Source organism: Ignavibacteriales bacterium (assembly GCA_016700155.1).
Classification (GTDB): domain Bacteria; phylum Bacteroidota; class Ignavibacteria; order Ignavibacteriales; family Ignavibacteriaceae.
In genome coordinates, this window is sequence record CP065001.1 from 1,784,367 (window position 1) to 1,810,541 (window position 26,175).

Genomic DNA, 26,175 nt, shown 5'->3' on the forward strand with positions numbered 1-26,175 from the left:
AAATAAAATATTGTAGCAAAAATCATTTCCATTTATTTTAGTCCCCGAAAATAATTTTTATTTAAAAATCAGATTGATTATGAAACTTCTATTTACTCTTTTCATTTCTCTTCTATGCTCTGTTTCAATTCTAAGTCAGACAAAAATCTCCGGCACAATTAAAGATAAAAGTAACCAGCCTTTACCCGGGGCAAACATTTTTATAAAAGATTCATACGATGGCGTATCTTCATCTGTTGACGGAACATTTACGTTCACAAGTGAAGAAGAAGGTGAAGCTATACTTGTAGCAAGTTTTGTCGGTTATAAAACATTTGAACAAAAACTTTTACTTGACGGTAAACCTCAAACAGTGGATATAGTTTTAGAAGAAGAAACAACTGAGTTAGGCGCAGTAACAGTTTCTGCCGGTTCATTTGAAGCTAGTGATGAAAAGAAAGCGGTGATACTTCGTCCGCTCGATATTGTTACAACCGGTGCTGATGCGGATATTTATTCAACTCTTGAAACATTGCCAGGCGCACAGCAGATTGGTGAATCGGAAGGTTTGTTTGTACGCGGCGGCTCAGCAGCAGAATCAAAAACAATTGTTGATGAGATGATTGTTCAGAAACCATTTTATACAGGCGTGCCTGATGTACCTTCACGCGGTAGATTTTCACCGTTCTTGTTTAAAGGAACAATTTTCAGTACAGGCGGATATTCCGCACAGTACGGACAGGCTCTTTCATCAGTTCTTATTTTAAAGACGCAGGATATGCCCACGCAGACAGTAAGTTCGATTAACCTGATGGCATTAGGATTTGGTGGTTCACACACTCAGGTCTGGGATAATTCTTCATTATCTGCAGAAGCTGGCTATTATAATCTCGATCCTTATTTTCAGATTCAGAAGCAAAGAGTCGATTGGGTAAAAGCCCCTGAAAGTTTTGAAGGCTCAATGAACTTCCGTTATAAAACTTCAGAGACTGGAATGTTGAAAGCATTCACATCCTATTCTTATGGTGATCTGTCACTTAATGTTGAAAATCTAGATCAACCTGACTTAAGAGATTTTTTCAGAATGAAAGGCGGAAATTATTTTCTGAATACAAACTATCGCGAAATATTTGATCAGGACTGGGTGTTCTTCAGCGGTTATTCATTCAGTTATGATTTTGATGATATGGACATTGCTCCAAACAGAATCAAATTAAGAGAAACTTTAAATACCGGTAAAGTAACCATAACGAGAAATGTTTCTTCAAATTTATTTTTAACAGGCGGTGGTGAAGTTCAGAATATAATTTATCAAGATGTGTTCAATGAACTTGAAGGAAAACTTAATGAAGTTTACCTGGCGGGATTTCTTGAATCAGACATCATCATCACAAATGATATAGCCTTAAGGCTTGGTGTAAGGGGTGAAAGAAGTAAACTGCTTGATAAGATTAATGTTGCACCAAGAATTTCTCTTGCGTACAGGCTCGGAACATTCGATCAACTCAATTTTGCTTACGGACAATTTTATCAGACTCCTGCAAAAGATTTTTTAATGTGGACAAGAGATTTTGATTTTGAAAAAGCAACGCATTATATAGTGAACTATCAGTACATCGGCACTGGAAGAACATTCCGTATAGAAGCTTATTATAAAGATTACTCACAACTTGCTAAAGGGAATGTATTCACTCATCCGTATTTTAATCTTCCTGATGTTGAATTCAATAATGGTGGAAAAGGTTATGCTAAAGGAATAGATATATTCTGGAAGGATAATGAAACATTCAGATATGGATACTATTGGTTATCGTATACGTACCTTGATACTAAACGTGAATACCTTAACTATCCGACACTTGCCGCGCCGCCATTTTCTACACCTCACACGTTCTCAGCAGTGTTTAAATACTGGCTGAATGATATAACAACAAATGTCGGTATCACATATTCATTCGCCACAGGAAGACCATACTTCAATCCGAATAATCCTGTATTCCTTGGTGACAAAGCAAAAAATTATCACAACCTGAGTTTAAATTTTAGTTATATCACGAGTATCTTTAATAACTTTACAGTAGTGTTTTTTTCAATTGATAATGTTATTGGTTATAACAATGTTTACGGGTACAGGTATTCAAGTGACGGAACAAAGAAGAGTCCCGTGCTTGCGCCTGCACTTAGAACAGCATTTATAGGAATGTTTATTTCGCTCGGACAAACAAATCCATTTTAAATTAAGGAGATTCAAATGAAATTATTTTTATGTGTTCTGTTTTCGTTCTTAGTTATAAGCAACACACTGGCAGATGACAAATATGAAAAAGCGATGAAAAAAAATCTGTCAAAGATGGACACAACAAATTCTGCGGAAGGATTTGTAGAGATCGCAAACGGGTTTGAACGTATAGCACTTGCCGAAAAAGATAAATGGCTTCCGTACTACTATGTTTCTTTCTGTTATACACTTGCCAGCTATTCCGAGAAAGTAAATGCTGCTAAAGATGTTTTTCTTGATAAAGCATTTTCATTTTTAAAAATATCAGATTCACTTCAGGCGGATAACTCAGAAGTTTACACATTGTTCGGTATGATTGCGCAGGCAAGAATGCAGGTCGATCCGATGAACAGGTGGATGAAGTACGGTGCTGAAGCTGATAAAAATTTTACGAAAGCAGTTAAGCTTGATACACTTAATCCACGTCCGGAATATTTGATCGGCACAGGATTGTTTTATACACCTGAACAATTCGGCGGAGGACCTGTAACAGCAAAACCTGTTCTGGAAAAATCATTGGATAAGTTTAACAAGTTTGTACCTGCAAGTGACATCGCTCCTAACTGGGGAAGGAAAAATCTCGAGGGTATGCTTGAGCAGATTAACAAAAAAGGTTGATTGATATTTATTCTCAGTCAGTCACGGTTTGGACCGTGACTGGCAATAATATAATCCGCAGAATATATCTGTTTTTAGTCCTAATCATTAATAGACTTGATTAAAAAATACAGGAATTACCATTAAGCAAGGTGCGGGTTTATCAAATAGTATTGCTGGAGTAAATTTAGTTTCACTTATTAATCGAACTGCTTCTTCATCACATCCAAAACCAATACCTTTTACCACATTGACATCGATTACATTACCTAAAGAATCAATTTTTGCTTGAACTAAAACTTTTCCCCGTATATTGTTCTTAACTGCTAATATAGGATACACCAAGCGAGATTGTATAGAATCTATTCCACCGATAGGATAAGGCATTACATCGTAAACAGGCAGCAAACATGTTGGTCCTTCATCGTAGTATGAATCTGTTTGACTAAATATTGTTATTGAAAAAAGCAGAATGAAGAATGAAGTTTTCATATAATTAAAATTCTTTAATCTTAAATTTTATTTGAATTAACATTTCTACTTTTGAAGGTTTCCCTTTCTTTAATGCAGGCATAAAAACTGCAGTTTTAATAAGATGTATTGCTTCTTCATCACAGCCATAGCCAATGCCTTTTATTATTCTTGCATCGTTCACTATACCCTGTGAATCTATTTTTGCCAGCACATAAACATTACCTTCAATCTTATTTTGAATTGCCATTGAGGGATAAACAAGACGAGAATAAATCGAGTCTAAACCTCCAACAGGATAAGCGAGTGTGTCATATTCACCGCCGCATCTGATCGCTTCATCATAAAGTGAATCTGTTTGACAGAAGGAATAAGCAGACAGAAGTATTATAAAAAGAAATATTTTCATCATTGTAAATTTATGTCTTATACAAATGAGATGGAATGATGTTCCCCAGGCACTTATTATTTTTTACCTGTTCATCATCCAGGAACACAAAAATTTTTAATCATCGGTTAGTTCCTTATTCCCAATCTTCCTGTTCAACTTTAATTATAATTTTTTATAATTAAAGAAAACGCGTTATCTTTAATTAAGATTTTTTATAATTAAAGAAAAAATGTGAAAACAGATGAAAATCGAAGAATTCAAATCCGGCAAGTTTTTATCACAGAAGCATTATAAAAGTTTCTCTCCATCAAGAATAAATCAGGTATGGACGTGGAATGACGCAAAGATCAATACTCTTCTGGCTGAAGCAAACCGCAAACTCGGTTCACTTGATGCGTTCTCAAAACATGTTCCTGATATAGATATATTCATCGAAATGCACATTGCAAAGGAAGCTACCAAATCCAGCAGGATAGAAGGAACACAAACAGAGATTGAAGAAGCGATAAAAAGCAGTTCAGATATTTCGCCTGAAAGAAAAAACGATTGGCAGGAAGTTCATAACTATATTGAAGCGAGTAACAAATCAATCGCGAAGTTAAAGAAACTCCCGGTATCAACACGACTTTTAAAAGATGCGCATAAAATCCTGATGAAAGGTGTGAGAGTGGAACATAAAAATCCGGGAGAGTTCAGGGAGAGTCAGAACTGGATTGGCGGCGCTACTATAAACGATGCGGTATTTGTTCCGCCGGTTCATACAGAAATAAATGAATTGATGAGCGACCTGGAAAAGTTTCTTCACAATGATTCTATTGACGTACCGGTATTGATACGCGCAGGAATAACACATTACCAGTTTGAAACTATTCACCCGTTCCTTGATGGAAACGGAAGAATAGGACGATTGCTGATCACACTGTACTTAGTCAGTTCTGGATTGATGAGTAAACCTTCATTGTACCTATCCGACTATTTTGAAAAACACAGGATGTTGTACTATGATAATCTTAACAAAGCAAGGCGGGCAAATGATCTTGCTCAGTGGTTAAAGTTTTTTCTTGCAGGAATAATTGAGACAAGTGAAAAGGGGATAAGCACTTTCCAAAAAATACTAAAGCTTAAAGAAACTATAGAAGATAAAAAACTTGTTAAGCTCGGAAAGAAAATTGAAACAGGTAAAAGCCTGATGAGATATCTTTATAAAAAACCTATTGTCAATGCGACCATAGTTCAGGAAGAGATGGAGATATCATTACCAACTGCTAATTCCATCATCGCTGATTTTATTAAACTTGGAATATTAGCTGAACGAACCGGTTGGAAACGGAACAGAGAGTTTGAGTTTAGCGAGTATCTCAATTTATTTAAGTGATAAGAGTTCTGTCACTGAATGGGAATCTGTCTGATACTGTCATTCCGAACTTGTTTCGGAATCTTGGATAATGATTTAGCGTAAAAAGAAGATGCTGAAATAAATTCAGCATGACAATTTCATAGTTCTGGGACAGACTCATCGGCAATGACAGCCTCGTCATTACACATTCTCAACGGGATTGATCCCGTTGAGATTAAAAAGAATGAAATATTACTTTGTTAAAAGCATCTTCTTTGTTGAAGTAAAATTTCCTGCCTTCAAACTATAAAAATAAACTCCGCTTGTAAGTGAATATTTTGACATATCAAGTTCAACTTCATACACGCCTGCTTCAAGATCTTTTTCTATGAGAGTAGCAATTTCTTTTCCGAGTATGTCGTAAATCTTAAGTGTTACAAAACCGTTTTGCGGAATTGAATAACTGAATCGTGTTGAAGGATTAAACGGATTAGGATAGTTCTGTGTCAGGTCAAACTTATCAGGTTTAACTCCGCCGTTCACATAAACTTCATTTGAATATTCATAACTTCCATCAAAATCAACCTGCTTTAAACGATAGATGTATGAATTGTAACCGGTAACATAATCTGTATAAGTGTAACTGTTGCTGCCTGCTGTTGTTCCTTTTCCATCTATAAAAGAAATTGATTCCCAATTGTTGATTTCATTTGTTCTTCTTTCAATATAAAACCCTCTGTTGTTTAATTCACTCGCTGTTGTCCAGTTGAGTACAATAAAATTACCATAAGATTGCGCAGTGAATGAACTAAGCTCAACCGGAAGCGGTGGAATTGAAGTAAGCGTTGCACTTTTTATTACGATGTTATTATTCGGGTCAAATGACACTGATGAAGGCTGTCTGTTAAAGTTCCACCAGAAAATCTGGTTGTTGGAATCATTCATAACTTTTATGATTGTATCTGAACCTGTAGTGAATGTGATTTTTATTTCAATCGGCATTTTGAAAAACACTGTGTTAGTCTGAGTTTGTTTTGCAACAAATCCAACCTGCCAGTTACCTGAACCCTGATCACTTATCCAGTAATTGTTTGCATAAACAGGATGATTAGGATTGTAAATCCATTGATCCATAAACCATGTAAGGTCTTCACCATAAGCTGTACTCATATGCGCGTAGAACTCCGGTATTACTGCGCTCTTATATTTTAATGACGGATCATTAGCATAAGCCATCAATCCCTGGAAATATTTTGTATCACCCATTACATATCTTAAAAGATGATGAATGCATGCGCCCTTCATATATGTTATTGCATAGTTGAACAAATTATTTGTTGACGGAGTGTTTATCGCCCAGTCAGGATTTGAGATAGCCCAGCCGGGATTACTATTCATATAAGTTGAAGCATCACTTAGTATTTCGCTTTTGTAAGAAGAATATCCTGATGTATGTTCCAGCCATAGAGCTTCTGTGTAAGTAGCAAACCCTTCATTCAGCCAGATGTCCGCCCACGTTGCACAGGTTATCATATCACCAAACCATTGATGAGCAAACTCGTGAGCGATCAAACTCTCACTCCAGCAGTTTGGACATAAACTCGTTAGTGTCTGGTTTTCCATTCCGCCCCATGAGAACTGATTATTCAAAGTTGCAAAACCGTTTTTCTCAAAAGGATGTTCACCGAAAATTGTTGAATAAAAACTAGTCATCGGAATGATCATCGATTTCATACTATTAAGATTTGTAGTGTTCTCACCCTGGTTCCAGTAAAACCTGATAGGTATACTATCGGATGGATTAGACAATTTATGCCAGTAAACTATATCAAGATTATAATTTACTTTTCCGCTCATCACAACAAGATAAGTAGGAACAGGATCAGCGCTTATCCAATTATAATAAATTGTATCGGCAGTTTTGATTGAGTCAGCGAGTCTTCCGTTTGAACCGAGCTTTACTGTAGCCGGAACTTTTGCTGTGAGATCAAGAGTTGCTTTATCAGAAGGTTTATCCCAGCAGGGAAACCATTTGCGTGCGCCTTCGGGTTCACAGTCTGTGAATACCATTCCGTTGCTTACATTAAATGCGTTATCGGCTACATTATTGTGACGGTAATAAACTTTAACATCAGCAGTTTCACCAACATTGTAAACACGGTTTAAGTTAACTGTCAGTATGTTTGATGTATGAGTGAATGAAACTCCGGCAAGACTAACGGAATCAACTGCTAATGAAGTATTTGTCGCATTAAGCTTTATTTGATTTAATGTCGAATCAACTCTGAATGTAACAACGACACTTGCAGTAAAGTTCTTCGGGTAAGGTGAAATAAAATTGTTATATAAATTCAAATCTAATTTGTAGTTAAGAACATCAAATGAGTGAGGCAGATCTGCGAAAAGAGCTTCAGCGTTTTCAAGATTAGCTGTGTTCATCTTTTTGTGTGAACAATATTCAGAACCATTTTCAGTTTGTGAGAGAATCAAAGAGGGAAATAAGAGAGAGAAAATCAAAATCATTAAAGCGTATTTCATAACTCACCTTTTATAAATAAAAATTTTGCTGGCATAATTTAGTGTGATTATTTGCCAATTGGAAATGAATTTTTTAAAGATTAAAAGATGGAAGGATTAAAACATTGAATGTCTGAATGGTTGAATGACGTTTGGTTGGAGACGGAGACTTGATGCTGGTTTCTGCGTACCTGATACCGGATACGAGATACCTGATGCCTGCTACCAGATTTTTAGAATGTCATATCAAATCCCCTTCATTGCTTTTTTGGTTGCGGGGTTGAGATATCTCTTAAACTGCAGCTTGAGATTTATCCTTACTAGACGAAAACTGTGGTTTGTTCGAAATGATAAACATGCTTTTTTCATTCAGTCATTCAACCAATCATCCTACCTACATTCATTCATTCAACCAATCATCCCTTCCCTCCGCCTTAAAATACTTGGCATTTAAAATTTAATAATTGAAATTAGTTTGGTATTGCACTAAGTTGCTATTAACTATTTAAGGGTTAGTTGTGACGGGTACAGGGTTATTAAATAGTTCACTGATGAGAGACTTGCTAAGTCGATCTGACCTGACAATGCAATCATATACCAATATTTCCAACTCCGTAAAAATTAAATCATGCGCGAAAATCAATTTCAAGACTGAGAATATATTTTTAATGACAACTAAACCGTTACAAAAATGGTAAACACGCGTTTTGAATTGTTTGAAACGGAATCGAAATAAATGGAACATAGATCCACCAAAGGCGAACAAGTATGCAACAGCATACATATCTGTTTTCTTTAATCAACTAATTCACTCGGGCTAATTGAAGTTAGCAAGCAAAATGAAAATATTAATTTTATTATTAGTATCGATTACATTGACATCTTGTTGTATGAATTGTGTCCTTTATAATGATAATACTGTAACTACAGAAGTTGAGAATAATATTTTCTTATTCGAATTTTCTCATAATTATTTTTGTCCCGATGAGAAATTGCAACCATTAGCATTAAATGAAATTTATGTGTTTATGAAACAACACGGTTATAAAACTTTTGAAGTTATCGATAGTTATGATAACGAATATGTTGGAGGGATCTATTATTATAAAGTTAAGTTCAATCGATAATTCTTCAATATTTTACTTTTTTTAAAACTTGCTAACCCGTGTCTCAACCTGAATGCCAGGTCAGGTTAGCGTTTTTAGATTTTTATAGTTTTAGTTTTTGTTTGGCATTTTGTTTTAAGTGTTCTTAATTAATTAAAGTTTTTACAGACTGTGCTTGATGAAAAAGAAAACTAAGCACAGTTTGTTAATCATTTGGCTTTTGTGTTTTAGATCGGCTTCCTTGTTACTGGCGGCGGGTTAGGCACAACGCCGTTATACCTAATTAAAAATATAATAGGTTAAATATGAAAATATTATTAAAAATTTGTGTTATTACTTTTAGTCTAGTAATGCTAATACTTTTTTCATCATGTATGAATTTGAATCAAAATAAAGAGGTTGCTGAAAAAGCCATTCAAAAATTTCATGAAAATTTTAATAATCAAAGTTTTAATGAAATATATAATAATTCGGACAAAGAATTTAAGTCAAAGACCTCAATAGAAGAATTTAATAAATTCATTAGTGTTGTTTATTCTAAACTTGGTCCACATATAAGTTCTGAGTCTAAGATGGTAAGTGTTACAACGGGTAATATGGATACTTATATTAGGGTTAATCAAATTACTAAATTCAAAAAAGGTAGTGGTGAAGAATTGTTCATCTTTAGCATGCATGATAAAAAACTATTACTTTTTAATTATAATATAAATTCAAAAGACTTAATTATTAATTAGGTATAACCCGCAACTGCTAATGATCTCATTGTTGTAGTTGAGGAGAAGGGGTAAGTCCAAAACGTTTAGCTTGTTCCCACCATTGTCGGGCAAGTGTGCAGGTACTTTAGTTGTCTTTCTTTTCATGGAGTGATGGCTCTGCCAGATTTTTTGTTCGTATTGTTTAAGACCTTCCTCAACAAACTCAATACCCTTAGTCATAACATTGTAGAAGATAACAGCAATCTTTTCCAGCGAGTGATATTCCTCTCGCAGCAGATTTAATAGCGTCTGGAGAACCGCTGCGGAATTCAGACTGAGTATTTAGTAAAATGGTAATAACTATTCTGGCATTACTCTTATATCATGCTTAAATTAAAACAGAAATCAGATTCATTTATTGAAAAAGGAAATTATAATGTATATAGGATTGTGGGCATTTTTAAGTATATGTGTGGTTGCCGGAATTCTTATGGTGATAGTGGTACTCTTCCTGAATCATAAAAAATCAATGAAACAAATGGAATTGGAAGAATTAAGACTAAGAACATCAACCAAGAAATCTGAGTGAGATGATTCATAACGGCTTTACCCTTAGCCGACGACCATAACTATATTATCTTCTAGAACGATAGCCTGGTTAATCAAAAGCAAAACATGCTTAGCTTTTTACACAAACATTTTATGCTGCAAACTTCTTCAGCAAGATGGGGCAGAATAATATTAAGGCTTCTTTCAACTCAGCACATATCTTTAGTTTTACATTAGTCATATGGATCACTATCCCACAAGGATAAAAGCTTAATTAGTTGCAGTACCTTTCTTCTCCTTGTCAATTTCATTGTTAACAGATGAAAGAAATTTGGCGAAAGCAAATTGTCGCTCGTTGCTATCAGCCTCAGGCCACTCACTGTTTACTGCAATTACCAGCTGCCTTGAAGGATCCACATGGATTCTCTGTCCATAGATCCCCAATGCATCAAAACTATAGCCGTTAAAAATCCACCATCCGTATCCATAACCTCCGCCAGGCCATATCGGCACTTGTATTTTGGTTGCGGTTTCTAACCAGTCATTTGGTAGAATTGATGTTTCGTCAATGCGTCCGCCTTCAAGAACAAACTGTCCGAACCTGGCGAAATCACGGAGCGTCATTTGGAGGCAGCATCCTGCCAATTCCTGACCGGTTCGATCGAGCCTCCAGGTTGCATTCTTCTCCATACCGTAAGGAATCCAGATCTTGGAAGAAAGGTAGTTGGATAATGTTTGATGAGTAGCCGAGCTTACAACTACACCCAGCAGATGAGTTTCACCTGTACTGTACAAAAATTTCTTGCCGGGTTCTGCATCGGCAGGCAGACGTCGCATGTAATTAACTGTTGCATTTAAACCCGGCTCAATCGGATCTGTAGAAAATCTTGCAATGTCACCATTCGGATCAGTATAGTCCTCACTCCATCGAATACCTGTAGTCATCGTGAGGAGATGGCGGATCTTCACACTATCATAAGCACTCCCTTTTAAATCAGGGATGTATTCAGTAACGTAGTCATTAACACTTTTAATGTCGCCATCCCTGATGGCAGCTCCCACAAGTGTGCTTGTCACAGACTTTGCAACAGAAAGTGAAGACCATAGGTTCGATTCACTGTGTCCACGAGCGTAGCGTTCCAACCGGATTTTTCCATCCTGTAGAATAAGTAAGCCGGCTACATTCTGTTCTCTCATAAAATTTTTAAGCTCATTTTCTTTTTCTCCGCCTGGGTTAAATACGGCAAATGGTAATCCCTGCGAAAGTTTGTGTACTTTGTTTCCATTCGGCACTTCACGCTCTTCATGTTTCCAATTGGATGAGTTATTCGACAGTGTATCCGGTTTAGTGTTCTCCTGTGCAAGAGAAAATGAAGTCGAGATAAGTATAATTACTGGTACAAAAATTCTTAGGAAGAACGAGGGAACTTGTTTATGCATGATTTGACAACTCCTTTTTAGTTATATAAACTAACATTAAACTATACTCAAGCCATATTTGTGTGAAATGACTTCCTACATTTTATTTTTTTTGAAACTACAATTTTTTTAGCATAATCTAAAATATTTATATAGCTTATAACTGATAAAGAATGAATATGTGAGAGTTAAATAATTTACCAGTAAAAAAACATTCATGATATAATTGTATCACGTGTGTATTATTTCCATGGTATAATTGCAGAAAAAATTTTTAACAAAAAGAGTTTTGCACTTAATGCTCAAATCTCCTTTCGTAATAGCACAACTTACTGCGAATGCAATTTCAATTATTGGACTTCTTTTCTTTGGTTGGAATATTGGAGACATACTCCTCATATTTTGGGTTGAAGCTGTAATCATTTGCTTTTTTACTCTGCTGATGATGGGTGTAGTTGAACGATGGAAGTTTATTTTTAAGGGTCCTTTCGTTGTATTTATATTTGCATACGTTTTGCTTGTTCTGTTAGCATTCGTTGAAGGAGTATCAACTGAAATTACTAAAGAATTGACAGGTACTTATCCTAAACGTGACTATCTTGAAATGACAATCGGACTGTTGCCTGCGATAGCCTCATTCCTTATAAGTCACGGTATAGCTTTCGTATTGGATTTTATGGGTAAGCAACATTATAAGTCTATTGATTCCTCTGACATAGCGGCAAGGTTTTTAAGGGAATTAATTCCGCTCGGTTCAGCAGCAATCACTTCGGTATTTATAATCGCGGTTTTTGGAAACTATGTGTACCTGTTTGTTATTGCACTTCTAGTAAAGATTGCTTTCGATATGCTGGTGCAGTTAGAGGACAAATTAAGGCGTGGTCGGGGTTAAAAATAGTTGGTAAATTAAAAACAAGTATCATAGTTCTTTGTCCCGAATCTGAAAGACCTGAATACGCTGGCAATTTGTGTTTGTTAAGTTGATAGATGAGTCAGTAAAAGGAAAATCAATACAACAAATAGTTTTTTAAATTAGCGAAGAAGGAAAAAAGTATGAGTCACCTAAAAATCATTATCAGCATACTCTTAATAACATTTATTAATCCTGGTTTTGCACAGAATGAAGTTCCTGTACCACAAAAACTTGAATGGGAAGGATTCCGGAACGTGATTGCACAAACAGGAAATCTATTTATCAGCGGTCAACCGGATGAAAACGCATTCCGAAAACTTAAGGATGAGGGAGTAACAACAATAATTAATCTGCGTACCGAACAGGAAATGGCTAACAGGGATTATGTTCCTTTTGATGAAAAACAATTGCTGGATGAGTTAGGATTAAAGTATGTACATATTCCTTTGGGCGGGAATGACACACCTTATAACCGCGAGGCACTAACAAAGTTCACAGAAGAATATGAAAAAGCAGATGGAAAAGTTTTATTGCATTGTACAGTCGCATGGAGAGCCAGTCATATGTGGGCTGCATACCTGATAGAGTATAAAAAATACTCACCGGCAAAAGCAATTGAGTATGCGAAGATGATCAACTTTGGTGAGTTACCGCTTGAAGGATTACTTGGCAGGAAATTAATTTTAGAATAATGACCATGCTTTTGCTGTCTGTATGAATCCAACCTTGTTTGAAAATAAAGTCAGGCTGCACCTTTAAAGTAATCGAAATTAGTTGTTATTTGTAGTGTGGTTTTGGATTGTTTACCAGCCAGTTAAAACAGGTTTCGCCAGAAGATAAAAATTTGTCTTCATAGTAAAAAATCGGAGGGAGAAAAAAATGATTACTGTTAAATCTGTTAAAGAATGTGTCCAAAAGATTAATAGCAGGGATACGTTCATATTTCTGATGATGGTTTTTGCGGGCGATCTTTTCTACTTTATAATTCATACATATAATGTTTTGGGCCCAAGAAATCCGTTGTTCCATATCGGCACGGATGGTGGTTATCCTGAATTCTATCAGTACGTGAAATTTTTCTGGATATCAATTCTGCTCATTTATATTGCTAAGAAAAAAAAATCATACGGATATTTTTCCTGGGCACTTCTGTTCCTGTATTTTATGCTGGATGACTCACTGCAATTTCATGAAAGCGGCGGAAGATTTTTCGAAATGAATTTTCAGTTTACCCCGCCTTTGGGAATGGAATTAAGAAATTTTGGTGAACTTGTTGAAACCGCCATTGCAGGACTAATAATTTTTGTCCCGCTATTCATTGCTTATAAAAAGGGAAAAGACAATTTCAGAAAAGTTTCACATGACATTATAGTACTGATCGGGCTTTTATTATTTTGCGGAATGGTGATCGATGAATTAAACGAGATGCTCGTCTCTTCAATTCGCGCATTTAATTATGTGCTTGTTATGCTTGAAGACGGCGGTGAGATGTTATCTACTTCACTGATAACCTGGTATGTTTTCTGGGTTGCAACAAGGGATCCAAAAGATGAGATATTTTTGTTTGAATGCATTCGTAATTCATCAAAGAAAAAAAATAGCGCTTAATAGATGCATAATACAAAAGAATCTTCACTGAAAGATAAATTGCAGTTTATCTTCGATCGGAATTCTGTCATTTTTCTAGTGATGCTTCTTTTGGCGGATGTATTTTATTTCGGGATACATGTAGCTGCCGGCTACGGTCAGCAAAAATCAATTTATCACCTAGCTTCTGATGGTGGATTGGCAGAATTTTATAAATATCTCAAGTATATCTGGATTAGTCTCTTAATCATTTACATTTCTGTAAAAAAAAGATCATTCAGTTACGTTACTCTGTCATTTATTTTTCTTTACATGTTCCTGGATGATGCACTGATGCTGCATGAACATGGAGGAAACCTTTTAAACTCTACTTTTACGTTTATTCCTCCGTATGAAATCGGGCACAGGGATTTCGGGGAATTAATTTTTCTTGCACTGATGTTATTAATGATTCTCATCCCGGTCTATCTCACTTACAGAAAAGGCTCCCCGTATTTTAGAAAATTTTGTGCTGATATATTTATTCTGCTTGCGTTAATGCTGGCGGGAGTATTTTGTATGGATTCACTCAGTAAGTTTTTCGAAAAGGGTGATGGTATTTTAACTTTGATCTTCACTTCTGCAAGAGATGGCGGTGATATGGTTTTTTCAAGTGTGATCAACGCTTATCTTTATGCAAGAGCAACTTCAAAGGATCAAAATTATTTTTTAGTTGACTTCATACCATTAATATTCAGGAGAAGAATCTTTAAAGACGAGGGTTAAAATAATTTCTGTAGAATAATCATGAATTAAAATTGTTAATTGTAGTTAGGGGGTAGAAAAATGAAAAAATATTTAGCAGCATATCTGTTCTTTTCACTGTCTTGCATAAGTTTTGCGCAGCATTTCGATCTTCAGTTTTTGCCTGATAATAACACTCAGCTAGGAATTAAATTTCAGAGACCCTTCTATAAAGTGGACTATGGTAACTTCTCATTCATGATGAATAATTTTAATCTATATGCTAACATACCGGTTAGCAACAGACTAAACCTTTATGTAAACATTCCAGTCACTCAATTAAAAAGTGAATTCAATATTCCTGTACCCGGATATAATACTGATTCGGAAAGAATTGGAACAGGTAATATTTATTTTGGCATTCAAGCAAATTTTAGATTTGAGAATGAAAGAAAACTGATCATGACATTCGGAACTTACCTGTCCTCAAGCGATGAATTAATGTTTGGGGCATTACCCCCTAATTTTTATGAAATTGCATTCTTCGTACCCTATTCACTAAATCTCAATTATAATTTTGCCTATCATCAAATCAGTGAATCAGGATTTGGCTATGCTGTGGAATACGGAAATAATATTTTCATTCCCTATGAGGGATGGAAATCTGAGTTAGATGTTTATATGAACTACGGAATTAATCTGCACTATACTTTAGACAAATTAACAACAGCGGTTGAATTGATAGGTACAGGATTTTTGGCAACCGAAGAACGATGGTATCGTAATAAATTTTTTAATATGCTGAATTTCGGTTTTCAATGGAGGGAAGGTTTGTGGACGCCAGAAGTATTTTATAAAATACATTTAAAAAAAAGTATTAGAGAGTTAATAGATGGAGTACTCAGCATAGGAATTAGAATACAATTTGATACTCCTGAATACAATAGTAACTAAATAAAGGGTAGAGGTATGAATAAATTATTTTTCTTAAGTCTTTTAGTCGGTTTAAGTTCGGGATTTTTAAATTCTCAGACTTACAACCTTCAAACAATTCCTACTAACAAAACACTGGCAGGTCTGGTTTTTGAAAAACCTTTTTACGGAATGGAGTTGGAGCCATCCATTTTATCAGGCAGTTATAAATTGAACTTCAGCGTACCTGTTAGTGATAAGATTAATGTTATTGCCATTCTTCCATTCAGTGCAATTAGTTATGAATTCGGCTCCGGGATTTATGCAGCAGAATATAGCGAAAGCGGACTTGGGAATGTATTTCTTGGAATTCAAACAAAACCGGTTATGCCTGACGTGGCAAACTCTTTTATTACAGCAGGAATTTATCTCCCTACAGCTGAAAAGAAAATTGCATTCACCGGACTGATGAGCAATTATTATGATTTGCAGGCTTACATTCCTGATGCAATCGGAATTTACGGCAACTATGCTTATCACAGGATTGAGGAACACGGACCTTCATATGGAATTGAGTTCGGTCCGAACCTCATATTAGGTGTAGGTGATTACAACTCCGAGACAGATTTTTTTGTTCATTATGGTGGCGTTGCGGGTTATAGCTTTAACAGAGTAGGAATTAATTTTGAATTGTTGGGAGTACTGCTTCTCACCAGTGATCCTGAAAATTTTGGAGACAGGTTTGTTCATATGGTTAACCTTGGTGCTCATTGGAAAGGGGAAGTCTTCATACCAAAAATCTTTTATAAAATTTACCTTAGAGAGGAACTGAAGAAAAGCGTTGACGGGATACTTGGTATTGGTATTTCAGTCTTATTTGATTAAATATTAAAGTAAAACTGCCGGAGGAATTATTATGTCCGCATATATGATTGTTGAAGTTGATGTTAAAGATCATGTTCGTTACGAGGATTATAAAAAATTGACACCCGCATCGTTGTTAGCTTATGGAGGCAAATTTATCGCCAGGGGCGGTAATGCAGAATTGATTGAAGGGAATGATAAGCCAAAGAGAATCGTTATCCTTCAATTCGAAAATTCTGAAAGAGCTAAAGCATGGTGGAATTCGCCTGAGTATGCTGATGCAAAAAAACTTCGTCATGCTACTGCAGAAACAAGAATGATATTAGTTGAAGGTGTTTAAGACTATTAAATTTCTGCGTCTTGACATTTCTATCCATTATGTGTTAAATATCCATTAACTAAAATTAGAAATTTGGATAAACAAGATTTTTATATTGCTTTACTAAAGCCGGTTGCAATATTCTGTTTAGCTGTAATACTTTTTACGATAAAATTATCTGCACAGCAGCAGGGATTGCCGGTAATTAAAAACTATCTCCCAAAAGATTATAAAGCCCATAATCAGAATTGGGCGATTGTAAAAGATAACAGGGGAGTAATGTACTTCGGCAATTCTGTCGGTGTTTTAGAATTTGATGGTCAGCGCTGGAATCTGATAAAGGTTCCGAACGGTATTGTAAGATCACTTGCGGTAACAGAAAATGGAATTGTTGCTGCGGGTTCAGCAGATGATTTTGGATATCTTGAAAGAAAAAATAACGGCAGTTATCAATACAAATCTTTACTCAAATATTCCGGGCAATCAGATCCAATTGGTCACGTATGGCATACAATTTATCTTGATAAGGATCTTTATTTCATAACAAGAACTCATCTCTATAAGTTTAAGGAATTTGAAAAGAACATTGACAAACCTGTGGTTGAAGTTATTGAAGGTGATTACAGGTTCCGTTCAGCATTCAAGTATAATGGAAAAATTTATCTCCTTGATATCAAAGACGGTTTATTGATTTATGACGGTAAACAGTTCCAGAAAATTCAAGGCAGCGAAATATTTACTAATAATACGATTTATTCAATGCTGCCTTATGATGATTCAGGCAATGAGATTTTTATAGCAACGAAAAGCGGCGCACTGTTTATTTATGATGGTCATAGTTTCAAAGAGTTTAAAACTGAAGTTGACGGACTTCTGCAGACAAAAAATGTTTATTTGCCGGGAGCTAAACTTCCGGATGGAAATTTTGTAATCAATACGTCGCAGGGCGGATTAGTTATCATAGACAGAAACGGCAAGCTGGTAAGCCTAATTGATATGAAAACAGGAATTGCGGATGACGGCGTTCTGAGTGTTCTCTATTCAGACAACAAGTTGTGGCTTGCATTACAGAATGGTATTTCGGTTATCGATTTGCCCTCACCGGTTAGTTACTTTAACCAGGATATTGGATTGAAAGGGTCGGTAAGTGATGTAAAGATTTTTAATAACAATGTTTATGCAGCAACAACAGCCGGCATTTATAAGTTTAATCTAAATGCAGGTGGCGGCGAACCCGATGAGTTCAGCAGAGTATCAAATTTAAAACAGGAAGGCTGGGCTATCATAACTTATAAAAATAATGTTATGACGGCAGTTACTGATGGAGTTTTCCTGGATGCAAATGGAACCGTGAAAAAGTTAAATAGCAAATGGACGGGATGTTATTATATCTATAATTCAAAAATATTTCCAAACAGAATTTACGCGGGACTTGAAAGCGGGTTAGCTGTTCTTGAAGAAATGCCTGATGGCAACTGGATTGACAGGGGAAAGATAAACGGTATTGAAACAGCAATCCGGTACATCATAGAAGATCAATCCGGGAACTTATGGCTTGGAACTCCTTATAATGGTGTTTATAAAATATCGGAACTTGAAAAAGAATTTTCACCTGACCCTGTTATCAAACATTTTATCGGCGGAAACATTCCGCCTAATGAAGAGATAAAAATATTTCCCAATAAAAAAGGATTACTCTTTACCACTAAAAAAGAGGTGCTGAACTTTAATAACTCCACTCAACAATTTGAGAAGGAAAAGGATTACGGGTTCAATGAACACTTCGGAAATATTGAAATACTTTTCATACTGCAGGATAAAGATGAAAACTTCTGGATATCTGCGGTTAGAAATTCATCTGAACTTTTGATAACAAAAGCGACATTAAACAAAGATGGCAGTTACCAATGGAATGATCTATCATTCCTTAAAAGTGTAATTGATTTTTCAAACAGCAATGCGGTGTTCAGTATTTTTAAAGATGAAGATAAAGGCACGGTATGGTTCTGCGGCGCAGATGGCATTGTTTGTTTCAACAGCCGCTTTAGTAATTTCATTTCTGACGATGATAAATTATTCCCGCCGATGATAAGAAGAGTTACAATTGATAATGATTCTCTTCTCTTTGCCGGTGATGATATTACAAGAACACAACTTGGAATTACAGAACTTACTGAATTACGTTACGGATACAGTTCACTAAGGTTTGAATTTTCATCAATGAAATATGATGACAAACTCGGTGCTTACCAGTACATGCTCGAAGGGTTTGATGCTGATTGGTCGGGTTGGATAAGTGAAACCAGAAAGGATTATACAAACCTGCCTGCAGGAAAATATGTTTTCAAAGTTCGTTCCAAGGATATTAATAACAACATAAGTGAAGCTTCTTTATTCAGCTTTACAGTACTAGCACCGTGGTATTTATCCTGGTACGCATATGTCTTTTATGTTTTTATTATCGGCATAATGATTTATTCCTTTGTTAGGATCAGACTTCAATATCTTACTCAAAGAAATATTAAACTGGAAACAATAATATCTGACAGGACGAAACAAATTCAGGAACAGGCAGAAAAACTTAAGGAACTTGATGAAGTTAAATCCAGGTTCTTTACAAATATTTCTCACGAGTTCAGAACGCCGCTCACATTAATATTAGGACAAATAGAAAGTTCTTTAAAAACATTAAGCGACAATAAGATCATCAACAAGCTTCAAATGAGTTTCAGAAATGCAAAACGTCTTGAAAGACTAATCAACCAGCTTCTTGAAATATCGAAGCTTGAATCCGGGAAGAACCATTTAAGAGCTGCAAAAAGAGATTTTGTGAAATTTGTCCACAGTACATTCTTTTCATTTGAATCCTATGCTGAACAAAAAAATATTTCACTTCGTTACTCGTCCGGTATTGATAAACTTGATATGTACTTCGATCTTGAAAAGATGGAAAAGGTATTCAACAATCTTTTTAATAATGCGATAAAATTCACTGATGAAGGCGGTGTAATTGATCTGAATATTTTATTAAGCGAAAGAACTGATTCAGAAAATCAGCTTTTGAAAATTTCAATCAAGGATACCGGGCTAGGGATTCCAAAAGAAAAACTACTGCACATATTTGACAGGTTTTACCAAGTTGAAGGTATAACAAGAAGTGATGCTGAAGGCAGCGGAATTGGATTAACCCTTAGCAAAGAATTAATTGAACTGCACTCCGGTACAGTTTCAGTTTCAAGTGAAGAAGGAAACGGAACTGAATTTATTGTGCATCTTCCAACAGGTATTTCACATCTCAACCAGAATGAAATTGTTGAGATTAAAGATGAACCTGATTATGAACCCGAAACAAAAATTAATGAAGAGCCGGTACGTGAAAAATCTGATACTGAAATCGATTCGATTGCCGGACGAAAGGATATTATCCTGATAGTCGAGGATAATTCAGATATTCGTTCATACATTAAAGATCATCTTGAAGAAAACTATACCATTGTTGAAGCAGAAAACGGAAAAGCAGGTTTTGAAACAGCAAGGAAAATTATTCCTGATCTCATCATCACCGATGTGATAATGCCTTTAATGAACGGTTATGAACTTTCATCCCAGCTAAGGAATGATGCATTGACTTATCACATACCAATAATTATTCTGACCGCAAAAGCAAAACAGGAAGAAAAAATTTATGGTCTAGAAACAGGTGTTGATGATTATTTAACAAAACCATTTAGCTCACAGGAATTGTTAGTGAGAGTTAAAAATCTGATTCAGATCCGGAAGAGATTGAGAGAAAAATTTTCACAATCTGCTTATAAGATAACTGAAATTGATCCTTCGAAATCACTTGATCACCAGTTCATTGAAAAAGTTAAATCCTGTATTCTTCAAAATATTTCTGATCCCGAATATTCGATTGAGAGATTAGCCGGGGATTCTGCTATCAGTGTTTCTCAGTTAAACAGAAAATTAAACGCGCTTATTGGTCAGCCAGCAGGGCAGTATATGAGAAACATCAGGCTTGAAAAAGCTGCCGTAATGTTAAAGAATAAAGAGGCGGCGGTTAAGGAAATAGCATATCAGGTTGGATTTACAGAACAGTCTAATTTTGCCAAAAGCTTCAAAAAACATTTCGGCTATTCGCCTTCCGATTTTATTAATCAATAAAAACCACCATTTATTTTAATTTTGCGCATTTTTTACAACTCCCTGCGCAAAATGGATAACAACTTTCTTTGAATATGAATTTATTTTTGTAGCGAGAAAATTATTTGTTCTCCAAATAAAGGTTAAGATCGAACGATGAATCTTTTTACAACAAGCTATTTCCTCTTCAGAAAAATTCCGGCAAATCAATTAATTCCCAAAATAAATAAACACAAGGAGTAACTACGATGAAGTTAAGCTTAACGATTCTTTTTGCAATGATTGTGAGTGCTAATCTTCTTTTTGCACAGGTTCCCGATCCAGAATACCAATGGCTTCACCCAAAACCGATCGGCACATCTATGGGTGTATTAAAGGTATGGGATCAAAATAATTTTTATGCATTCGGATCCGGAGGTACTTTTGTAAAAACAACAAATGGCGGACAGACTTTTCAATTAGATCCATTTGCAGGAGCGCCAAATCCAAGTCCATACAGCACTACAAATGATATTTATGGCGGACATTTTGTAGATATGGATAATTTTTATCTTTGCGGTGTTTGGGGAATAAGAAGGACTGCTGATGGCGGACAAACATTCAGTGATGTCGGAACCGGATATTTTACATCTTCAACACTTCGTGCCGTACAATTTGTGGATGCGAGCAATGGTTTTGTAGTAGGAACTTCAAGCACTAAACTTGCTAAAACAACAGATGGCGGAAATACATGGACAGTTGACCCGCTTTTACCGGCTACAACATATTATGCTTTACATGCATTTAGCACAACCAATATTGTTGTCGGTAGTAATACGAGTTCCAGTGCTAACATCAGAGTGACAACAGATGGCGGTACTTCCTGGAACGCAGCTGCAGCAGGTACTTCAACAATTTTTTCATTAGCATTTTTGGACAATCAGATTGGATTTGCAGGAAGCTCATCAGGTCGTGGTTACAAAACAACAGATGGCGGGCTTAGCTGGACACAAATGACTTCGATGAATGCACCGACGACTTCAACTTTCTATGATATTTTTATAAAAGGAACTGATGTTTACTTTGTTGAAGATGACTCACTTTTATTTGTAACATCTGATAGCGGTGCTACGTTTAGTACAGTTCGTTTCCTTCCATTAGGTAAGACAAATCAAATAATGAGAGCAGGTGATTATAACGGTTCAACAATCGCAGTTGTTGGAGATAACGGCTATTCATTTATTTCAACAGACAATGGTACTACCTGGAATACACAAAGTGAAGTTACTGTAAGTGGATTTGTTCAGGGACTGTATTCTCATCCATCAGGAAAAATTATTGGTATCGGTTCAAGCAGTCCTAATCAGGTTGTTGTCTCTGATAATTATGGTGCAACCTGGACTCCTGTAGCACTTTCAGTTTCTGCAGCAGATTTACGATCAATAAAGATGTTTGACGTAAACAATGGATATGCTGTCGGAAGCGGCGGAAGAATATGGAAGACCACTAACGGCGGATATAATTGGGATCTTTACGCAACAACAACTGTTCAGGCATTCAATGATGTCGATTTTTATAATCAGCAATATGGAATGGTAGCTGGTAATGGCGGTCAATGCTGGAAGACAACCGATGGAGGTACATCGTGGGTAAGTATCGGCGCTTTCGGTACATTAGGTCAGCAAACCATAGCAATGATTGATAGTGTAACTGCAATGATAGGCGGTAGTACAACAATTAATAAAACAACCGATGGTGGTGCATCATGGACACCAATTGTACCAGGAGTACCGATTGGCCCTCTATCAAGGATCAGAATGATGAATGCAACAGACGGATTTTTAATTGGAGCATCAGGCACAAGCCAAACCGGTTACGTTTTTAAAACAACTGATGCAGGCGCTACCTGGATTAATAAAAACTTTCCGTTTACAGGCACCATGCTCTACAATATAGTTTTCAGAAGTGATTCAGATTACGTCGTTACAGGATATTCAGGCGGGGTTTTTCATACAAGGAATGACGGACAAAGCTGGACTCAATTAAATATAGGTCTTTTGAATGTTGTACAAAGTCAGGTGATTGGAATATCACTTGCAAGTCAGGATACAATAATCGTTGGCGGAGCCGGTGCATCGATTGTAAAAATTCACCTTGAACCAATATTACCCGTTGAACTTTCATCATTCACTTCAACAGTTTCAGGTAATGATGTTACGTTGAGCTGGTCAACAGCAAGTGAATTAAACAACAGCGGATTTGAAGTTGAAAGAAAACAGGAATCATCTTATAGCTGGGAATCATTAGGATTTATACAGGGAAGAGGAACAACTACTGAACAATCCACATATAGTTTCACTGATAAGAATCTTGCAAGTGGTATTTATAACTACAGGATAAAGCAGATAGACTATGATGGAACTGTAAGTTACTTTTCATTAAGTGAAACTATTGAAATAGGAATGCCAGCGGTATTTGAACTTGCTCAGAATTATCCCAACCCGTTTAATCCAAGTACATTCATCTCTTATTCTATTCCTGTTAAATCAAATGTAACCTTAAAAATATTTGATGTTCTTGGAAATGAAATCAAGACGCTGGTTAATGAATCCAAAGATGCCGGAAACTATACAATTAATTTTAATGCATCTGATTTATCAAGCGGAGTTTATTTCTATACTATCAATGCAGCGAACTATACTCAAACAAAAAAGATGACATTGATTAAATAAGAGTTGTTCAAATTTGTCGCAAACGATTAGGCAACCCCTGCCTAAAAACATACCCCGGTTACCCAAAGCCGGGGTATACTTAAATAAGTTTATTTGTAAAATGATTAGTCACGGAGTGAGTTATGTTTAAAAGATTCCTAAATACAGTTTACCTTTTTTCACTTATTTTTTTACAGGGAATAAATCTTACCGCGCAGGATTATCAGGACTGGAAATTTGTACATCCGACACCTCAGGCAAACAATTTAAGAGCAGTTCAAATGATTGATGCTGATAACTGGGTATCCGCAGGTGCTAACGGAACATTTATGCGTACTTCCGATGCGGGTAATCACTGGTATTTCCACCATCAGGCAGGAAGATACTCAAATGCCGCACTAGCTATCGGTCAGAATTATGATCTTTGGTTCTTTAATTCTTTAAATGGTTTTGTTGTTGGTGACAGAGGCTATATTGGTAAAACTATCGACGGCGGAGCAACCTTTGATTCAGTTGGATTAGGAATAATCCCTACAACTCAACGATGTAACGGGATCTGGTTTGCTAATCAGGATACAGGTTACATCGCAGCAGGTGCTGCAAGCGGTTCAGCCGGAACTATTGCAAGAACTACAGACGGCGGTATTACGTGGACAAGTTCATATACAGCGTCAACATCTTTCCTTGCAATTTCGGGAACAAGTACATCCGTTGTTTATGCAGTGGGTGCTTCAGGAACAATTTATAAAAGTACAGACGCAGGACAAACCTGGAATCCACTTCCTTCAACAGTTTCATCATTCATGTATGCTATAGAATTTTTAGATGATAACAACGGTCTGATTGCAGGTTCAGCCGGAGGTATATTCAGAACAACAGATGCCGGAACGACATGGAATCCGCTCGTATCGCCTCAGGTTGACTGGGCATATTTCCAGATAGAGATAGTATCAGCAACAGAAATTTATCTTGCTGGTGATCCGACTTATTTATACAAGTCAACAGATTTTGGAACTACCTGGACTCAGGTAACTGTAACACCTGTAAGCGGACCAGCAATCACGTTTGTATGGTATTCGATGGATAAAATCGGAAACCGAATTGTACTTAGCGGTGATTATGGTGTAGTTGCAAAATCCGATGATAATGGTGCTAACTGGTCAGCAAATCATTTTTCACATACAACTCAGTTGTTATATGATCTTGAAAAAATTCCCGGCACAAATACACTTGCGGCGGTCGGCAGACAGTTTTCAACAGGCACAAAACAATTATTTATTTCTAATGATGGCGGTGTTAACTGGTCAGCTCATGATCTTGGAGTTAATTTTAATGCAAGCTCGATATCAATGGTTAATTCACAGATTGGTTACATATCAGGTACCAACACAACTGTATTAAAAACTACTGATGGATGTGTCACCTGGAATCAAGTCACTGCACCAACTGCAGGAACGTATGATCTTTATTCGATGGAGTTTGTAAATCCGGATACCGGGTGGGTCTTTGTTAATTTTTCAAATGTGACCGGCGGAAATATTTTTAAGACAACCGATGGCGGAATGACCTGGAATCAGCAGACAAACGGATTGACCAATTCAATTTATTTTTCTGATATGGTGAATGAGAATATCGGTTTTCATTGCATCAACTCCACAAACAGACCTATATTCAAAACAACAAACGGCGGTACAACCTGGGATCCAATCACTACTCCGCTTACCGGAAGTATCAGGTCAGTAAAAGCACTCGATGAAAATAATGTTTATATAGTTGCAAATTCAGGTACGACCAGAATGGCTCGAACAACTGATGGCGGTACTACCTGGATACCAATTACACTTCCTATAACAGTAGATATAACCAGCATGGATTTTGTTGATACAGATACAGGTTATGTATGCGGCAACACAACAACTGTCATCGGCAGAACAACCGATAAAGGTGTTTCATGGTCATTCGAGAATGTTCATCTGCCTACACTTCTAAAAGTATTTGTACTGCCCGGTGATACTGCATTCGCATTTGGAACTTACGGTTCAATTTTAAAATATGATCCGTATGGAATTCTACCTGTTGAACTTGCTTCATTCACAGCAAGTGTTGCTGACGGTGGTGTTAAGTTAAACTGGTCAATATCATCAGAAGTTAATAATAGCGGATTTGTAATCGAGCGAAAAAGAACTGATACAGATAACTGGCTTAACATAGCTTTTGTTGAAGGGCGCGGTACATCGACAGAATTTAAAGTGTATGAATTCTATGATCAGAAAATTACATCAGGACAATATAACTACCGCATCAAGCAGGTTGATTATGATGGTTCATTTAGTTACTACAATTTAAGCGAGACTGTAACATTCGGTATTCCGGAAAAATTTGAGCTGTCACAGAACTATCCAAATCCGTTTAATCCTGCTACAACAATAAGCTATTCAATTCCTGTTAAAGCAGACGTGACAATAAAAGTCTTTGATATACTTGGCAATGAAGTGCATACGCTGGTGAATGAATCAAAAGATGCAGGTAATTATTCAATTAACTTTAATGCGTCTGATTTATCGAGCGGTGTTTATTTTTATAATATCAAAGCAGGGAAGTTCAACGAAACAAAAAAGATGGCACTTATTAAATAAACTAAACTAACTTACCTTCGGGGCAGTACTAAACTACTGCTCCATTC

Annotated in this window: 19 protein-coding genes; 15 read left to right on the forward strand and 4 right to left on the reverse strand. The window is 36.2% G+C overall.

Annotation, left to right across the window (positions count from 1 at the left end; translation table 11 throughout):
• Nucleotides 1–79 precede the first annotated feature (79 nt).
• Together IPM56_07355 and IPM56_07360 are read left to right on the forward strand one after the other, a co-directional pair.
• Nucleotides 80–2,215, forward strand: coding sequence for a TonB-dependent receptor (locus IPM56_07355; protein QQS37756.1), 2,136 nt, complete (start codon nt 80–82; stop codon nt 2,213–2,215).
• A 15-nt stretch (nt 2,216–2,230) separates the two neighbouring features.
• Complete coding sequence (locus tag IPM56_07360; protein QQS37757.1) at nt 2,231–2,875, forward strand: hypothetical protein; 645 nt, start codon at nt 2,231–2,233, stop codon at nt 2,873–2,875.
• A gap of 87 nt (nt 2,876–2,962) precedes the next feature.
• Here IPM56_07360 and IPM56_07365 read toward each other — a convergent pair whose 3' ends face one another.
• Nucleotides 2,963–3,346: an energy transducer TonB gene (locus IPM56_07365; protein ID QQS37758.1), complete on the reverse strand. Its 384-nt coding sequence runs from the start codon at nt 3,344–3,346 to the stop codon at nt 2,963–2,965.
• A 4-nt stretch (nt 3,347–3,350) separates the two neighbouring features.
• A complete protein-coding gene (locus IPM56_07370) occupies nt 3,351–3,737 on the reverse strand; it encodes an energy transducer TonB (protein ID QQS37759.1) in 387 nt (128 codons plus the stop codon).
• A 220-nt stretch (nt 3,738–3,957) separates the two neighbouring features.
• On the opposite strand from IPM56_07370, the gene IPM56_07375 reads away from it, so the two are divergent.
• Complete coding sequence (locus IPM56_07375) at nt 3,958–5,091, forward strand: Fic family protein (GenBank protein QQS37760.1); 1,134 nt, start codon at nt 3,958–3,960, stop codon at nt 5,089–5,091.
• Between the two features lie 213 nt (nt 5,092–5,304).
• Here the strand turns inward: IPM56_07375 and IPM56_07380 are convergent, their stop codons facing one another.
• The gene (locus IPM56_07380; GenBank protein QQS37761.1) at nt 5,305–7,590 is read right to left on the reverse strand and encodes a T9SS type A sorting domain-containing protein; all 2,286 of its coding nucleotides are present in this window, start codon (nt 7,588–7,590) and stop codon (nt 5,305–5,307) included.
• A gap of 1,390 nt (nt 7,591–8,980) precedes the next feature.
• Here IPM56_07380 and IPM56_07385 point away from each other — a divergent pair.
• Both IPM56_07385 and IPM56_07390 read left to right on the forward strand, forming a co-directional pair.
• Nucleotides 8,981–9,412 (forward strand): hypothetical protein, encoded by a 432-nt coding sequence (locus tag IPM56_07385; protein ID QQS37762.1) that lies wholly within the window; start codon nt 8,981–8,983, stop codon nt 9,410–9,412.
• 397 nt (nt 9,413–9,809) lie between these two features.
• Nucleotides 9,810–9,962 carry a hypothetical protein gene (locus tag IPM56_07390; GenBank protein ID QQS37763.1) on the forward strand — a complete coding sequence of 51 codons (153 nt, stop codon included), beginning with the start codon at nt 9,810–9,812 and terminating at the stop codon, nt 9,960–9,962.
• Between the two features lie 230 nt (nt 9,963–10,192).
• Here IPM56_07390 and IPM56_07395 read toward each other — a convergent pair whose 3' ends face one another.
• Nucleotides 10,193–11,362, reverse strand: a complete 1,170-nt coding sequence (locus IPM56_07395) for a serine hydrolase (GenBank protein QQS37764.1) — start codon at nt 11,360–11,362, stop codon at nt 10,193–10,195.
• Nucleotides 11,363–11,639: 277 nt separating this feature from the next.
• Between IPM56_07395 and IPM56_07400 the strand changes: the two genes are divergently transcribed.
• From IPM56_07400 to IPM56_07445, 10 genes are all read left to right on the forward strand, one after another.
• On the forward strand, nt 11,640–12,233 hold the full coding sequence (locus IPM56_07400) for a hypothetical protein (protein ID QQS37765.1): 594 nt from the start codon (nt 11,640–11,642) through the stop codon (nt 12,231–12,233).
• A 161-nt stretch (nt 12,234–12,394) separates the two neighbouring features.
• Nucleotides 12,395–12,946 carry a dual specificity protein phosphatase family protein gene (locus IPM56_07405; protein ID QQS37766.1) on the forward strand — a complete coding sequence of 184 codons (552 nt, stop codon included), beginning with the start codon at nt 12,395–12,397 and terminating at the stop codon, nt 12,944–12,946.
• Between the two features lie 187 nt (nt 12,947–13,133).
• Nucleotides 13,134–13,862, forward strand: a complete 729-nt coding sequence (locus IPM56_07410) for a hypothetical protein (protein QQS37767.1) — start codon at nt 13,134–13,136, stop codon at nt 13,860–13,862.
• A gap of 90 nt (nt 13,863–13,952) precedes the next feature.
• Entirely contained in the window at nt 13,953–14,606 is a 654-nt protein-coding gene (locus tag IPM56_07415; GenBank protein QQS37768.1) for a hypothetical protein, read from the forward strand.
• 60 nt (nt 14,607–14,666) lie between these two features.
• Nucleotides 14,667–15,518 carry a hypothetical protein gene (locus IPM56_07420; GenBank protein ID QQS37769.1) on the forward strand — a complete coding sequence of 284 codons (852 nt, stop codon included), beginning with the start codon at nt 14,667–14,669 and terminating at the stop codon, nt 15,516–15,518.
• A 15-nt stretch (nt 15,519–15,533) separates the two neighbouring features.
• Nucleotides 15,534–16,361, forward strand: a complete 828-nt coding sequence (locus IPM56_07425; GenBank protein QQS37770.1) for a hypothetical protein — start codon at nt 15,534–15,536, stop codon at nt 16,359–16,361.
• Between the two features lie 31 nt (nt 16,362–16,392).
• Entirely contained in the window at nt 16,393–16,680 is a 288-nt protein-coding gene (locus tag IPM56_07430; GenBank protein QQS37771.1) for a DUF1330 domain-containing protein, read from the forward strand.
• 72 nt (nt 16,681–16,752) lie between these two features.
• Nucleotides 16,753–20,823 carry a response regulator gene (locus IPM56_07435; protein QQS37772.1) on the forward strand — a complete coding sequence of 1,357 codons (4,071 nt, stop codon included), beginning with the start codon at nt 16,753–16,755 and terminating at the stop codon, nt 20,821–20,823.
• Nucleotides 20,824–21,050: 227 nt separating this feature from the next.
• Nucleotides 21,051–23,513: a T9SS type A sorting domain-containing protein gene (locus IPM56_07440; protein ID QQS37773.1), complete on the forward strand. Its 2,463-nt coding sequence runs from the start codon at nt 21,051–21,053 to the stop codon at nt 23,511–23,513.
• Nucleotides 23,514–23,635: 122 nt separating this feature from the next.
• Entirely contained in the window at nt 23,636–26,128 is a 2,493-nt protein-coding gene (locus tag IPM56_07445) for a T9SS type A sorting domain-containing protein (protein ID QQS37774.1), read from the forward strand.
• The last annotated feature ends 47 nt before the right edge of the window (nt 26,129–26,175 follow it).

What these genes read in the sequence shown, in the direction of transcription:
- IPM56_07355 (QQS37756.1), top strand. Translation starts at nt 80, where the DNA reads ATGAAACTTCTATTTACTCTTTTCATTTCTCTTCTATGCTCTGTTTCA.
- IPM56_07360 (QQS37757.1), top strand. Translation starts at nt 2,231, where the DNA reads ATGAAATTATTTTTATGTGTTCTGTTTTCGTTCTTAGTTATAAGCAAC.
- IPM56_07365 (QQS37758.1), bottom strand. Translation starts at nt 3,346, where the DNA reads ATGAAAACTTCATTCTTCATTCTGCTTTTTTCAATAACAATATTTAGT.
- IPM56_07370 (QQS37759.1), bottom strand. Translation starts at nt 3,737, where the DNA reads ATGATGAAAATATTTCTTTTTATAATACTTCTGTCTGCTTATTCCTTC.
- IPM56_07375 (QQS37760.1), top strand. Translation starts at nt 3,958, where the DNA reads ATGAAAATCGAAGAATTCAAATCCGGCAAGTTTTTATCACAGAAGCAT.
- IPM56_07380 (QQS37761.1), bottom strand. Translation starts at nt 7,590, where the DNA reads ATGAAATACGCTTTAATGATTTTGATTTTCTCTCTCTTATTTCCCTCT.
- IPM56_07385 (QQS37762.1), top strand. Translation starts at nt 8,981, where the DNA reads ATGAAAATATTATTAAAAATTTGTGTTATTACTTTTAGTCTAGTAATG.
- IPM56_07390 (QQS37763.1), top strand. Translation starts at nt 9,810, where the DNA reads ATGTATATAGGATTGTGGGCATTTTTAAGTATATGTGTGGTTGCCGGA.
- IPM56_07395 (QQS37764.1), bottom strand. Translation starts at nt 11,362, where the DNA reads ATGCATAAACAAGTTCCCTCGTTCTTCCTAAGAATTTTTGTACCAGTA.
- IPM56_07400 (QQS37765.1), top strand. Translation starts at nt 11,640, where the DNA reads ATGCTCAAATCTCCTTTCGTAATAGCACAACTTACTGCGAATGCAATT.
- IPM56_07405 (QQS37766.1), top strand. Translation starts at nt 12,395, where the DNA reads ATGAGTCACCTAAAAATCATTATCAGCATACTCTTAATAACATTTATT.
- IPM56_07410 (QQS37767.1), top strand. Translation starts at nt 13,134, where the DNA reads ATGATTACTGTTAAATCTGTTAAAGAATGTGTCCAAAAGATTAATAGC.
- IPM56_07420 (QQS37769.1), top strand. Translation starts at nt 14,667, where the DNA reads ATGAAAAAATATTTAGCAGCATATCTGTTCTTTTCACTGTCTTGCATA.
- IPM56_07425 (QQS37770.1), top strand. Translation starts at nt 15,534, where the DNA reads ATGAATAAATTATTTTTCTTAAGTCTTTTAGTCGGTTTAAGTTCGGGA.
- IPM56_07430 (QQS37771.1), top strand. Translation starts at nt 16,393, where the DNA reads ATGTCCGCATATATGATTGTTGAAGTTGATGTTAAAGATCATGTTCGT.
- IPM56_07440 (QQS37773.1), top strand. Translation starts at nt 21,051, where the DNA reads ATGAAGTTAAGCTTAACGATTCTTTTTGCAATGATTGTGAGTGCTAAT.
- IPM56_07445 (QQS37774.1), top strand. Translation starts at nt 23,636, where the DNA reads ATGTTTAAAAGATTCCTAAATACAGTTTACCTTTTTTCACTTATTTTT.